The organism is Lysinibacillus sp. NPDC056220, assembly GCF_049315265.1.
GTDB lineage: Bacteria > Bacillota > Bacilli > Bacillales_A > Planococcaceae > Lysinibacillus > Lysinibacillus pinottii.
The window spans coordinates 524,508-537,246 of the sequence record NZ_JBMOXD010000001.1 but is presented as its reverse complement, the minus strand read 5'-3'; the positions used below and the strand labels follow the sequence as shown (position 1 = coordinate 537,246).

At 37.5% G+C, this 12,739-nt stretch carries 12 protein-coding genes; 9 read left to right on the top strand and 3 right to left on the bottom strand.

Features of this window, described 5'->3' with window-relative positions; translation table 11 throughout:
- Position 1: 1 nt before the first annotated feature.
- The 4 genes from ACOZBY_RS02620 to pyrE are packed head-to-tail and all read left to right on the top strand — an operon-like array spanning position 2 to position 3,020.
- On the top strand, positions 2 to 775 hold the full coding sequence (locus ACOZBY_RS02620) for a dihydroorotate dehydrogenase electron transfer subunit (protein WP_012293188.1): 774 nt from the start codon (positions 2 to 4) through the stop codon (positions 773 to 775).
- Positions 772 to 1,683, top strand: a complete 912-nt coding sequence (locus ACOZBY_RS02615) for a dihydroorotate dehydrogenase (protein WP_031418936.1) — start codon at positions 772 to 774, stop codon at positions 1,681 to 1,683. The genes ACOZBY_RS02620 and ACOZBY_RS02615 overlap by 4 nt, the downstream gene beginning before the upstream one ends.
- Complete coding sequence (gene pyrF, locus ACOZBY_RS02610; protein ID WP_422761425.1) at positions 1,683 to 2,387, top strand: orotidine-5'-phosphate decarboxylase; 705 nt, start codon at positions 1,683 to 1,685, stop codon at positions 2,385 to 2,387. Before ACOZBY_RS02615 ends, pyrF begins: the two co-directional genes overlap by 1 nt.
- Positions 2,388 to 2,390: 3 nt before the next feature.
- The gene (pyrE, locus tag ACOZBY_RS02605; protein ID WP_031418938.1) at positions 2,391 to 3,020 is read left to right on the top strand and encodes an orotate phosphoribosyltransferase; all 630 of its coding nucleotides are present in this window, start codon (positions 2,391 to 2,393) and stop codon (positions 3,018 to 3,020) included.
- 73 nt (positions 3,021 to 3,093) lie between these two features.
- Here the strand turns inward: pyrE and ACOZBY_RS02600 are convergent, their stop codons facing one another.
- Positions 3,094 to 3,882, bottom strand: coding sequence for an MBL fold metallo-hydrolase (locus ACOZBY_RS02600; protein ID WP_031418939.1), 789 nt, complete (start codon positions 3,880 to 3,882; stop codon positions 3,094 to 3,096).
- Positions 3,883 to 4,626: 744 nt separating this feature from the next.
- On the opposite strand from ACOZBY_RS02600, the gene ACOZBY_RS02595 reads away from it, so the two are divergent.
- The 5 genes from ACOZBY_RS02595 to ACOZBY_RS02575 are packed head-to-tail and all read left to right on the top strand — an operon-like array spanning position 4,627 to position 10,317.
- Complete coding sequence (locus ACOZBY_RS02595; protein ID WP_012293192.1) at positions 4,627 to 5,640, top strand: ABC transporter ATP-binding protein; 1,014 nt, start codon at positions 4,627 to 4,629, stop codon at positions 5,638 to 5,640.
- On the top strand, positions 5,637 to 6,572 hold the full coding sequence (locus tag ACOZBY_RS02590) for an ATP-binding cassette domain-containing protein (RefSeq protein WP_012293193.1): 936 nt from the start codon (positions 5,637 to 5,639) through the stop codon (positions 6,570 to 6,572). The genes ACOZBY_RS02595 and ACOZBY_RS02590 overlap by 4 nt, the downstream gene beginning before the upstream one ends.
- A gap of 1 nt (position 6,573) precedes the next feature.
- Entirely contained in the window at positions 6,574 to 7,536 is a 963-nt protein-coding gene (gene opp4B / locus ACOZBY_RS02585; protein WP_031418940.1) for an oligopeptide ABC transporter permease, read from the top strand.
- Between the two features lie 35 nt (positions 7,537 to 7,571).
- Entirely contained in the window at positions 7,572 to 8,471 is a 900-nt protein-coding gene (locus ACOZBY_RS02580) for an ABC transporter permease (protein WP_031418942.1), read from the top strand.
- Between the two features lie 16 nt (positions 8,472 to 8,487).
- Positions 8,488 to 10,317 (top strand): oligopeptide ABC transporter substrate-binding protein, encoded by a 1,830-nt coding sequence (locus tag ACOZBY_RS02575; RefSeq protein WP_031418944.1) that lies wholly within the window; start codon positions 8,488 to 8,490, stop codon positions 10,315 to 10,317.
- 439 nt (positions 10,318 to 10,756) lie between these two features.
- On the opposite strand, the gene ACOZBY_RS02570 is transcribed toward ACOZBY_RS02575, so the two are convergent.
- A complete protein-coding gene (locus tag ACOZBY_RS02570; protein ID WP_012293197.1) occupies positions 10,757 to 11,683 on the bottom strand; it encodes an ABC transporter ATP-binding protein in 927 nt (308 codons plus the stop codon).
- Positions 11,676 to 12,731: an ABC transporter ATP-binding protein gene (locus ACOZBY_RS02565; protein ID WP_025113882.1), complete on the bottom strand. Its 1,056-nt coding sequence runs from the start codon at positions 12,729 to 12,731 to the stop codon at positions 11,676 to 11,678. The genes ACOZBY_RS02570 and ACOZBY_RS02565 overlap by 8 nt, the downstream gene beginning before the upstream one ends.
- Positions 12,732 to 12,739: the final 8 nt, after the last annotated feature.

The window sequence follows — 12,739 nt, the reverse complement described above, 5'->3', positions numbered from 1 at the left end:
TATGATACGTCAAGAGAAAATGAGGGTCGTCTCCCAAAAGCAAATTGCGACAAACATTTTCGAACTGACACTTCATGGTGAACTGGTTCAGGATATGACTCCTGGCCAGTTTGTCCATGTAAAGGTGTCGGATTCGTTGGAGCCGCTTTTACGTCGACCAATTAGTATTGCAAATATAGATAAAGATAACAATGAATTTACAATGATTTATCGTGCTGAGGGTCGTGGTACCAAAGTATTAGCAACAAATCGTGAAGGTCAACAGGTCAATGTCCTCGGACCAATTGGAAATGGTTTCCCAGTAGATGCAGTAAAAGAGGGAGGAACAGCTCTACTAGTCGGAGGGGGAATCGGAGTGCCTCCACTACATGAGCTTTCCAAGCAATTAAACGCACGTGGTGTTAAAACAATACATGTGCTTGGCTTTCAAACGGAAGATGTATGCTTCTATGAAGAGGAATTCAGCGCCCTTGGGGAAACGCATTATGTAACGGTTGACGGCTCTAAAGGGACAAAAGGCTTTGTGACAAATGTGTTAGAGTCTCGAGCACCTGAATTTGATGTCTTTTATTCTTGCGGTCCTCTCCCAATGTTAAAAGCACTTGAAGGCTTCTATCCAGAAAAAGAAGGTTATTTATCATTTGAAGAGCGTATGGGCTGTGGTATTGGTGCTTGTTTTGCATGTGTCTGCAAAACAACCGATCAAATAGCAAAAGACTATGTCAAAGTATGCTCTGATGGTCCAGTTTTCCCGAAAGGTACGGTGGCATTATGAGTCGTTTAAACATTCAATTACCAGGTTTAGATTTAAAAAACCCTATTATGCCTGCTTCCGGTTGCTTTGGTTTTGGACGTGAATATGCACAGCTTTACGATCTATCCAAGTTAGGGGCAATAATGATTAAAGCAACAACAGTTGAAACTCGTGCAGGTAATCCAACGCCGCGTGTGGCTGAAACAGCAGCAGGGATGTTAAATGCAATTGGGCTACAAAATCCTGGCATTGAAAAAGTGATGAATGAGGAATTGAAATTTTTAGAGGGCTATGATGTACCAATTATCGCCAATGTGGCTGGAACAGAGACTGCAGATTATGTAGAAGTAGCGAGACGTATTTCAGCAGCACCTAATGTCCAAGCTTTGGAGCTGAATATTTCATGTCCAAATGTTAAATGTGGTGGCATTCAATTTGGGACAGATCCAGACACAGCACGTGAGCTTGTCAAGGCGGTTAAAGCTGTATCCACTGTTCCTGTTTATGTGAAGCTATCACCGAATGTAACAAATATCGTAGACATTGCTTTAGCTGTCGAAGCGGGTGGCGCGGATGGCATAACAATGATTAACACTTTAGTAGGTATGCGTTTAGATGAGCGGACAGGGAAACCAGTCATCGCAAATGGCACAGGTGGTTTATCTGGTCCTGCTGTAAAGCCCATTGCCATCCGAATGGTTTATGAGGTGTACAAGGCTGTTAATATTCCGATAATTGGCATGGGTGGTGTGACAGAAGCACAGGATGTCATTGATTTTATGTCGGCAGGTGCTTCAGCTGTGGCAATAGGAACTGCAAATTTTGTGGACCACTTCGTTTGCCCAAATATTATTGATGATTTACCAGCAAAACTTGACGCACTTGAGGTAGAACATATAACAGATATTATTGGAAGGAGCCATCGTTGATGAATACTAAGCCTATACTAGCATTAGATTTTCCAGGAGAAAAAGAAGTATTCGATTTCTTAAAGCACTTCCATGAGCCTCTTTTCGTGAAAATTGGAATGGAATTATATATGCAAGAAGGGCCTGATATTGTACGCAAAGTAAAAGAGTTAGGTCATGATGTTTTCCTTGATTTAAAACTACATGATATCCCGAATACAGTAGGCTCTGCTATGAAGGGCTTAGCCAAACTAGGAGTGAATTTAGTAAATGTCCATGCGGCAGGTGGACGTCCAATGATGGAGGCTGCCCTAGAGGGTCTAGAAGCAGGAACACCTGTAGGCAAAGAACGTCCAGCATTAATTGCTGTAACACAATTAACATCCACAACAGAGGAGCAAATGCAGACGGAGCAAAGAATTGCTTTATCCTTACAGGAGTCTGTTCTACATTATGCACGTCTAACAAAACAAGCTGCCTTACAGGGTGTCGTTTGTTCGGTACATGAGGCTAAGGCAATAGCTGAAGTGTGTGGAGAGGATTTTCTTCGGGTAACACCAGGAATTCGTCTAACCGGTGGCGCTGCACACGATCAAAAACGTATTGCCACACCGGATGGAGCAAAACGTGAAGGTTCGTCACTCATCGTTGTTGGACGTGCTGTAACAGGTGCACAGGATCCAGTAGCGGCATATAAAATCGTAAGTGATTTATGGGAGGCATAAATGATGACATTACAGAATGAAATTGCACACGCTATGCTAAAGGTGGGTGCTGTAGAATTAAATCCAACAGAATTATTTACATGGGCATCTGGTATAAAATCACCTATTTACTGTGATACACGTTTAACAATCTCTGACCCTGTTATTCGTAAACAACTTGCGACTGGCTTAGCAGCTGTAATTAAAGAGCATTTTGGAGCGACTGAAATAGTAGCTGGTACAGCAACAGCAGGTATCCCACATGCAGCATGGGTAAGTGATATTTTAGAATTACCAATGGTCTATGTACGCTCTAAAGCGAAAGAACATGGCCGTGGCAATCAAATTGAAGGAAAATACGCAGCGGGCCAAAAAGTAGTTGTGGTGGAGGATATCGTTTCTACTGGTGGCTCTTCCATTACAGCAGTTGAAGCATTGCGTGCAGCAGGCTGTGAAGTACTAGGAGTTGTTTGTGTCTACACATATAATCTTCCACGAGCTGAACAAGCATTTGATGAAGCTGGCATCCAATATGTCTCCTTAACTAATTTCGATTATCTGATTGAGGCAGCAAATGAATCAGGTGCTATTAGAGAAGAAGATATTCCATTCTTAAAAGAGTGGCATGCGAAATTAAAGGCAGGAGAGCTATAATAAAAAGCTGTTCTACTGGTTATTTGACCTGTAGAACAGCTTTTTTCTTCCTATTTAAATAGGGAGAGGGTATTTAAAATTGAATACTAAAGCCATTAAAACGATGTATACCTGTCCCAAAATGTACTAGATTATTTTCTCGAAGTGTAATAACTGCCTTTTTTACCTCTAATAAGATAGAAGGGTCAAGACCTAATGTGTGATGAGAACCAAAAATTTTCGTAAGCGAAGATAAGTTAGCTATTTTTTCTAAAGATTGGACTAAATCCTCGGGGCTAGTAGTTGGAAAAAATGCATAAATAGGTGCTTGATCATATAGTAAGTCCCCAGTAAACAAATAGCCATATTTATGATCCAAAAGAGCAATATGGCCAGGAGAATGCCCTGGTGTGTGGAGTATAGATAATTTTCGGTTCCCTATATCTATAATATCACCATCTTCTAAAACACCAGAAGGCTGTCCCTGAAAAGGCTTGTAGTCCGAAGGATTAAACGTTTTAGGTGTAGGTATCGTAATATTACGGCCAACATCCGTTCTAATCTGTTCGATAGATAATTTAGGGATACCATGGATTAGCCAATCAACCTCATCTTTATGAACATAAATATCATCAAACGCTCCGTGACTGCCAATATGATCCCAATGAACATGTGTTGTAATCACAGAAATGGGCAAAGAGGTTAATTGTTTACTAATCCTTTGAATATTATCAATCCCAAGACCTGTATCAATAAGAACAGCTTGTTTCTCCCCAAGCAATAAAAAGGAATGCACCTTTTCCCAATGACCATATTCACTTATAGCATACGTTTCATTATTGATTTCCTCTACAGTAAACCATGCATCATTAATTTTTGCCATGACAGCCAACCTTTCCTTATGTTGAAATGAAAAATAATATAATAAAACTTTGTCATTGGAAATTTTAACATAAAATCATGTAATTTCCTTTTAAAATATTCTAAATAGTATTTCTATATTGAATATTAAAGAAAAATTCGGCAATTAGGAATAATTAAGAAGTATGGTAGATAGCTATAAACTAAAAGCTTTAAATTGTTTTCTTAAAGTAATTTGAAATATTAGCACTTCAACGTCCAAAATTATTCATTGAAAATAAAAATGTGTGAAATATAATTTTTCTATAAAAGTTAATTTGTTATTTTTTGCTATAAAACACTCATTTATTTGAGTTTAACTGTGTTTTATTTGTAAAAGTAAATTTGTGGTGTGAATTTTTTTGTTATATTTGAATAATTTATTTTTGTATAAATTATAACTTTGTAAAGATAAAGTAAAATATTTCTTAAAACGAAAATATAAAACGAGCATTTTTTAGAGGGAGATGTCTGGTGGAAATTTATAAGCTGGATTGAAATAATTTGAAAAAGGGACTTGCGTTTATACATGTTTTCTAGCTAAAATAATAGCACAGTTTAATTTTCAGATAATTCTATCAGCAGCTGACGAGTTGAAGGCGAAAAAATTATTAAAATCATACTTGCCAATATAAAAATGAGGGGAGAAGAGAGAAAAACTAAATATGATTCTGATATAAAGTATCGTTTGTATTTTCAGAATATTGAATTATAGAGGAGAGATTGTTTGAATACAGCAAAAGACTTACTAACAATAACAAATTTGACTACAAGTTTTCGCATAAAAGATACATACCACGCTGCTGTAGATGATGTCTCACTTTCGCTTCAAAAAAATGAGGTATTAGCAATAGTTGGAGAATCAGGTTGTGGTAAAAGTACGTTAGCGACTACTATTGTAGGTTTGCACAATGAGGTTAATACAAAGGTTACTGGTGATATCTTTTATAATAATCAAAATTTAGCAAAATTGAATGACCAACAATTTAATAACTTACGTGGTAATGACATTGGGTTTATTTTTCAGGACCCGCTATCAGCACTTAACCCTTTAATGAGAATAAGCGAACAAATTGAAGAAGGGTTAATCTATCATACAAAGCTTTCAAAACAACAGCGAAGTGAAAGAGTATTAGAACTACTCAATCAAGTTGGAATTGCAAATCCAGAACGCGTAGCTAGACAATTTCCTCATCAGCTATCGGGGGGGATGCGTCAGCGTGTCATGATTGCGATTGCCCTATCATGTAAGCCAGCTATATTAATTGCTGATGAACCAACAACAGCATTAGATGTTACCATTCAGGCCCAAATTTTGGACCTGTTAAAAGCATTACAGACTGAGACAGAGACAGGCATTATTCTCATTACGCATGATTTAGGCGTTGTAGCAGAGATGGCTGATCGTGTTGTAGTTATGTATGCAGGTGAAGTAGTGGAGGAGGCACCGGTTCAGGAATTATTCAATAATCCAAGGCACCCTTACACGCGTTCACTATTAAATTCAATTCCACAAACACATAGCGAAAATGAAAGACTCGAGGTTATTCAAGGGATGGTACCATCTTTAATCAATTTACCTCGAGAAGGTTGTCGTTTTTCAGGACGTATTCCGTGGATTGATGCATCTTCACACGAAGCAAAACCACAATTACATGAAATTGCACCAGGACATTTTGTGAGATGTACCTGCTGGAAACACTTTCATTTCGAAGGTGAAGAAGGGGGCGGGACTGTATGAGCTTTATGCAAATAAAAGATTTAAGTGTTCATTACCCAATACGTGGAGGATTTTTTAATACCGTTGTTGATCGCGTATATGCAGTGGACGGTGTAACAATGGAGTTCGAAAAGGGCAAGACGTATGGGCTAGTAGGAGAATCAGGATCAGGTAAATCAACAACAGGAAAAGCAATCATAGGTCTAGAAAAGATCACCTCTGGTCAAATTTTTTATGAGGGTGAAAATGTGACAAACCAACAGAGAAAACGTGATTCTGCCTATAACAGAGACATACAAATGATTTTCCAAGACTCTCATTCTAGTATGAATCCTAGAAAACGTGTTCTCGATATTCTAGCAGAGCCTATTCGGAATTTTATGAAGCTCAGTGATCAAGAGGAACGCAAACGTATTAAAGAGCTACTTGCTATTGTTGGGATGTCGGAAGATGTTTTACTAAAATATCCCCATGAATTTTCGGGTGGCCAAAAGCAACGTCTGGGCATTGCGCGAGCGGTTGCTTGTAACCCTAAAATGATTATTGCAGACGAACCTGTTTCAGCGCTAGATCTATCAGTACAGGCACAAGTATTGAATTTCATGAAAGATATTCAAAATGAGTATGGACTTACATACTTATTCATTTCCCATGATTTAGGCGTTGTTAAACATATGTGTGATCATATTTCTATTATGTACAAAGGACGCTTTGTGGAAACTGGTACAAGACATGATATTTATAAGAATCCGCAGCATATATACACGAACCGCCTTTTATCAGCCATTCCAAATATCGAACCAGAGACTAGGAATGAGCGTAAATTAATTCGACAGCAGGTAGAAGGAAATTATCAACAAGAGCAACATAAATACTATGATGAGCATGGAAAAGTCTATCCACTGAAATCCATTTCAGACACACATATGGTTGCAATGTCAGGAGGAATGTGAAATGTGGAAAACAATTGCTAGAAGAATAGTTTTAATGATTCCTCAAATGTTTGTGCTAAGCTTAATTATTTTTATCTTAGCGAAACAAATGCCAGGTGATCCTTTTACAGGGTTAATTACACCAGAAACAGACCCTGCACGTATTGAAGAACTTAGAATTCAAGCGGGTTATTATGATCCATGGTATGTACAATATTACCATTGGGTGATCAATGCCTTTCAGGGAGATTTTGGACAAAGCTATACATATAAACTTGCAGTGTCCTCATTGATTGGCGAGCGTGCATTAAACACTTTTTGGCTTGCCCTACTTAGCACCATTCTTGTTTATTTAATTGCTATTCCATTAGGAATGATAGCTGGACGTAAGCAGGATACATTGTATGATAAGTCGATTACTCTGTATAGCTTTATAAGCTATGCAATACCAACTTTTGTATTGGGCTTAATTTTCTTATATATCTTTGGATATCGTTTAATGTGGTTTCCGACGAGTGGAACAGTCGATGTAGGGATAGAACCCGGAACGCTCGAGTATTATTGGAATCGCTTGTATCATTTAATATTACCTGCAATGACGTATGCCATTTTAGCGACAACGACGATTATTCAATACTTACGTTCAGAAATTATTGATGCCAAGACACAGGATTATGTTAAGACAGCACGTAGTAAAGGTGTACCAATGAAAATCATCTACAGAAGACATATTTTCCGTAACTCTTTATTACCTATTGCGGCCTTCCTTGGCTTTACAATTACAGGCTTATTAGGCGGCTCGATTTTCATAGAGACAATTTTTGGCTTCCCGGGCATGGGGCAATTATTCATCCATTCCGTAACAAGTCGTGATTATAGTGTTATTACAGCTCTTGTTATGCTTTATGGCTTCTTGGCGTTATTAGGTAGTCTATTGTCAGATATAATTATGAGCATTGTTGATCCACGTATCCGCATAGACTAACAGTTACATTGAACGCATAAGGAGAGGTGAATAAAATGGAGCAAAAAAATGATGTAGTAAAAGTTGAAAATATGCCACCAACAGGGATTCAAGTCGTTATTCGTGAATTCAGAAAAGATAAATTAGCGTTATTGTCATTTATTGGAATTACTTTGCTTATAATTGTAATATTAATTATGTCCGTATTTATGAATCAGGATGAAATATTACGAATAAAATTATTAGAGCGTTTTACAGAGCCTGGTGTTAATGGATATATTCTTGGGGCTGATGAAGCGGGTCGTGATATGTATGGACAGCTTATTATCGGTGCGAAAAATTCTATTTTAATTGCAGTTGCTATTACGCTTATTGCGAATGCCTTAGGGATTGCCCTCGGCATTATAATGGGCTATTACGGCGGCTTTATCGATAATTTATTTATGCGTATCATTGATTTCCTTATGACATTACCGACATTAATGATCATCATTGTATTAGTTACAATTATTCCGAAATATGGTGTTTTTGAGTTGATTTTGATTTTAAGTGCCTTTCAATGGATAAGCACTGCGCGCCTCGTTCGAAGTAAAGCTTTATCCGAAGGGCGTAGAGATTATGTGAGTGCCTCGAAAACAATGGGGACTAGTGATTTTGCCATTATGTTTAAAGGGATACTACCAAATTTAAGCTCGTTGCTAATAGTAGAATTAACGTTAAACTTTGCAGGGAATGTTGGTATTGAAACGGGTCTATCGTTCTTAGGCTTTGGTTTACCGCCGTCAACACCTAGCTTAGGGACATTAGTAAGCTATGCAACAAATCCGGTAGTATTATCTTCAAAATGGTGGATTTGGTTGCCCGCATCATTATTAATTTTAGTTTTGATGCTTGGTATAAATTATGTCGGTCAAGCGTTAAGACGTGCAGCTGACGCAAAACAACGATTAGGATAAAGGGGAGGATTTACACATGAAGAAAAATTGGTTATTCTTGTCCATTTTATTTGCATTCATGCTAGTTTTAGCAGCCTGCAGTGGTGGAGGCAATGGGTCTGAAAAAGGCGCAGAAACTGATAACAAAGAAAAGTCGGGTGAAACAGAAAAATCCGGCGAGTCTGAAGGTACTAGTGATTCATTATTACCAATGGAAGTAACAAATGAAGGAGACGCAATCCAAGGTGGTACATTACGCGTAGGACTTGTAACAAGCTCTCCGTTCCAAGGTATTTTCAACTGGGAACTATACGAAGATGCTTATGATTCAGAAATTTTAGCCTTTGCGTCTAATGTGCTTTTTGAACAAGATGGAAACTTCCTTGTTACAGACAAAGGTATTGCAAAGTTAGACGTTGATGCTGAAGCAAAAACAGCAACTGTCACAATTCAAGGTGATTATAAATGGTCAGATGGTACACCTTTAACAGCTGATGATCTAATTTTTCCATATGAGCTAATTGGTCATCCAGATTATACAGGTGTTCGTTATGATGATGATTTTAAAAACATTGTAGGAGCAGAAGAATACCATAATGGTAAAGCGGATACAATTTCTGGTATTACAAAAGTTGATGATAAGAGTATTAAAATCCAACTTAAAAAAGTATCACCAGCTATTTACTCCATTGGTGATGGCTTATGGGCATATGCAGAGCCTAAACATCAATTAGAATCTATTCCAGTGAAAGACTTACTTGCTTCAGATGCAGTACGTAAAAATCCAGTAACACTTGGTGCATTTAAAATTGATAAAGTCGTAAATGGTGAGTCTGTACAGTTTGTAGCAAACGAACATTATTTTAAAGGCAAGCCAAAAGTGGATAAAGTAGTACTTGAGGTTGTTCCACCAACTTCAATTGGTGAAGCATTACGTACTGGAAAATATGATATTGCTACATCATACCCAACTAATCAGTATGATAGTATTAAGGATTTACAAAACATAGCATTATTAGGTCGTCCAGAATTATCATATTCTTATATCGGCTTTAAATTAGGAAAATACGATACAACAAATAAAGTAAACGTATTTGATGAAAAGTCAAAAATGAATAGTATTGAATTACGTCAGGCTGTTGCGTTTGCAATGGATGTTGAAGGTGTTGCAGAAAAATTCTATCAAGGATTACGTGAGCGCGGAAATTCTTTAATTCCACCAGTATTTGCATCCTATTATGATGCAACATTAGAAGGCTATAATTATGATCCTGAAAAAGCAAAAGAATTATTAGATAAAGCGGGCTTTAAAGATGTAGATGGTGACGGTATTCGTGAAGATAAAGATGGTAAAAAATTCTCTATTCGATTAGCTTCAATGGCTGGTTCAGAAACAGATGAAGCGATTGTTGAATACTTCCGTCAGAACTGGAAAGAAGTGGGATTAGACGTGCAATTAACAACAGGTCGTCTTATTGAATTCAATGCTTTCTACGATAAAGTTCAAGCAGATGATCCAGAAATCGATATGTATCAAGCTGCATGGGGAACTGGAACAAATCCATCTCCTAAAGGTTTATATGGTGAAGGTGCTGAATTTAACTTTAGCCGCTATGTATCTCCTGAATTAACAAAATTATTAGACGCTATTGACTCAGAAGAGGCTATGGACCAAGATACACGTACAAAGGCTTTCAGAGAGTGGCAAGAATATATGAGTGAAAAAGCAATGGTAGTACCAACTTTCTTCCGTACAGAAATAATTCCTGTTAATAAACGCGTAAAAAACTGGAATGCATCTTATGATAATGGAACTTCTAGTAATCTTCAAACAATTGAATTATTAGCTGATCAACCTATTAAATAGTTTATTATTAATCAAAAAAGCAGCTTTTCTACAAAGAAGAAAAGCTGCTTTTTTAATAATACATCTCATAAAAAAGGGTATACGTATATTACGTTGGAAAAAACATGTAAAGTAAAACGGCAGCCAAATAAGCTGGCTGATAGGTTGAGGCCTTTTAAGTAAAGCTTTTAGCCACATTTAGGAGGCGGACACTGCCTGCAAAAGGTGAATTCGGGCTAGATCCATAATTAAACCAAACAAGAAAGAAATAATAGTTTTAATTTGTTTTATCGTTCTTTATTAATATCAGGAATATGTAACCTGATAAAATATAAGTAATATTTTCAATGCTGCATACATATAAATTTATGTACAAACTTATTAGTTATAGAACAAAATGGAGAAATGTAAAGAAAAAACTCCCGCCACAGTAGTAAAACTGTAGACAGGAGTTCGAGTCTTATCGATTATTAACCCAAGTTTTAACTAAATCAGCAGTTCCATATACATAGTGTTGGTCGCCTACTTCATGATACGATGCACTTTCGTCAACCTCCGTATGCTTGTACGGAATACGTTGACGACGTTTCTCAGACATTGGATCAGGAAGTGGGATTGCTGATAATAAAGATTTTGTATACGGGTGAACAGGATGATTGTAAATGTCATCTGCTTTACCGATTTCCATGATTTTACCGCGGTACATTACAGCAATACGATCACTGATGTATTTTACCATCGAAAGGTCATGGGCAATGAACAGATATGTTAAGCCACGTTCTTTTTGAAGTTGTTTTAGTAAGTTAACAACCTGAGCTTGGATCGATACGTCAAGCGCAGAGATTGGCTCATCGGCAATGATAAACTTAGGATCTAAGCTTAGTGCACGGGCAATCCCAATACGTTGACGTTGACCGCCAGAGAATTCATGTGCGTATCGATTCGCGTGCTCTTTGTTTAAACCTACAGCTTCAAGTAACTCTTGAATTTTCCCACGACGTACATTTTTATCCTTGTAAAGGCCATGGATATCAAAGGCTTCACCAATGATTTCACCAGCTGTCATACGAGGATTTAAAGAAGCGTAAGGATCTTGGAAGATCATTTGCATTTGGCGGTTAAAATTCTTTAACTCATTTTTAGATTTTTTTCCATGAACATTTTCCCCATCGAAAACAATCTCGCCACCTGTAATATCATATAATCGAATGATTGAACGACCAGTTGTTGACTTTCCACAACCTGATTCACCTACAAGACCAAGTGTTTCACCTTCATAAACATCGAAGCTAATACCATCTACGGCTTTGATTGGATTACTTGGTGAACCAAAATGCTGCTTTAGGTTTTTAATTTCAAGAATTTTTTTAGCACCAGTTTTAGTCATTTTCTTGTGCCTCCTTTGCTAAATACCCTTCTATACGTTTAGCAACCGCTTCAGGAAGAGGAATCTTTGGTGCATCAGGATGCAATAACCAAGTTTTTGCAAAATGTGTTTCACTTACTTGGAACATTGGTGGTTCTTGTTCATAATCAATGGCCATTGCGAACTCGTTACGTGCTGCAAATGCATCCCCTTTAGGTGGGTTCGTAAGATCTGGTGGTGATCCAGGAATCGTGCGTAATAACTCATCTGTATCATTATCCAAATCAGGCATGGAACCTAGTAGACCCCATGTGTATGGGTGCTTTGGATTATAGAAAATATCATTAACAGTACCATATTCTACAATTTGTCCAGCGTACATTACGGCTACACGATCTGCGATGTTCGCTACAACACCTAAATCGTGTGTAATGAAAATGATAGATGTTTTCGAGTTCTTTTGGATTTCCTTCATTAGCTCTAAAATCTGTGCTTGAATAGTTACGTCTAGGGCTGTTGTTGGCTCATCGGCAATCAGTAGCTTAGGATCAGCTGCAAGGGCGATCGCAATAACAACACGTTGACGCATACCACCTGAAAATTCATGTGGGTATTGATTATAACGTTTCTCAGGGAAGGGGATACCTACCTGTGTTAAAAGCTCAATGGCACGTTTTTTTGCATCTACTTTAGAAACTTTTCTATGTTGCAAAATTACTTCAGTTATTTGACGTCCGACCTTCATAGTTGGATTCAAACTTGTCATTGGATCTTGGAAAATCATTGCAATTTCATTTCCGCGTACTTTAGACATTTCTTTATCAGTTAACGGAACTAAATCACGACCATTAAATAAAATTTGCCCTGACTCATAAATACCAGGTGGCTGTGGAATTAGTTTCATTAACGCATTACTCGTAACACTTTTTCCAGAACCTGATTCACCAACTATAGCTAGTGTTTCACCTTCCTTTAAATCAAAGTTAACACCACGTACAGCATGAACAAGCCCTGCATAAGTTTTAAAGTTAATTTTTAAATCTTTTACTTCTAGAATTGTTTTACTCATTTCGGCCA

Coding starts and splice junctions, on each gene's coding strand:
- ACOZBY_RS02620 (WP_012293188.1), top strand. CDS start 2: ATGATACGTCAAGAGAAAATGAGGGTCGTCTCCCAAAAGCAAATTGCG.
- ACOZBY_RS02615 (WP_031418936.1), top strand. CDS start 772: ATGAGTCGTTTAAACATTCAATTACCAGGTTTAGATTTAAAAAACCCT.
- pyrF (WP_422761425.1), top strand. CDS start 1,683: ATGAATACTAAGCCTATACTAGCATTAGATTTTCCAGGAGAAAAAGAA.
- pyrE (WP_031418938.1), top strand. CDS start 2,391: ATGACATTACAGAATGAAATTGCACACGCTATGCTAAAGGTGGGTGCT.
- ACOZBY_RS02600 (WP_031418939.1), bottom strand. CDS start 3,882: ATGGCAAAAATTAATGATGCATGGTTTACTGTAGAGGAAATCAATAAT.
- ACOZBY_RS02590 (WP_012293193.1), top strand. CDS start 5,637: ATGAGCTTTATGCAAATAAAAGATTTAAGTGTTCATTACCCAATACGT.
- opp4B (WP_031418940.1), top strand. CDS start 6,574: ATGTGGAAAACAATTGCTAGAAGAATAGTTTTAATGATTCCTCAAATG.
- ACOZBY_RS02580 (WP_031418942.1), top strand. CDS start 7,572: ATGGAGCAAAAAAATGATGTAGTAAAAGTTGAAAATATGCCACCAACA.
- ACOZBY_RS02575 (WP_031418944.1), top strand. CDS start 8,488: ATGAAGAAAAATTGGTTATTCTTGTCCATTTTATTTGCATTCATGCTA.
- ACOZBY_RS02570 (WP_012293197.1), bottom strand. CDS start 11,683: ATGACTAAAACTGGTGCTAAAAAAATTCTTGAAATTAAAAACCTAAAG.
- ACOZBY_RS02565 (WP_025113882.1), bottom strand. CDS start 12,731: ATGAGTAAAACAATTCTAGAAGTAAAAGATTTAAAAATTAACTTTAAA.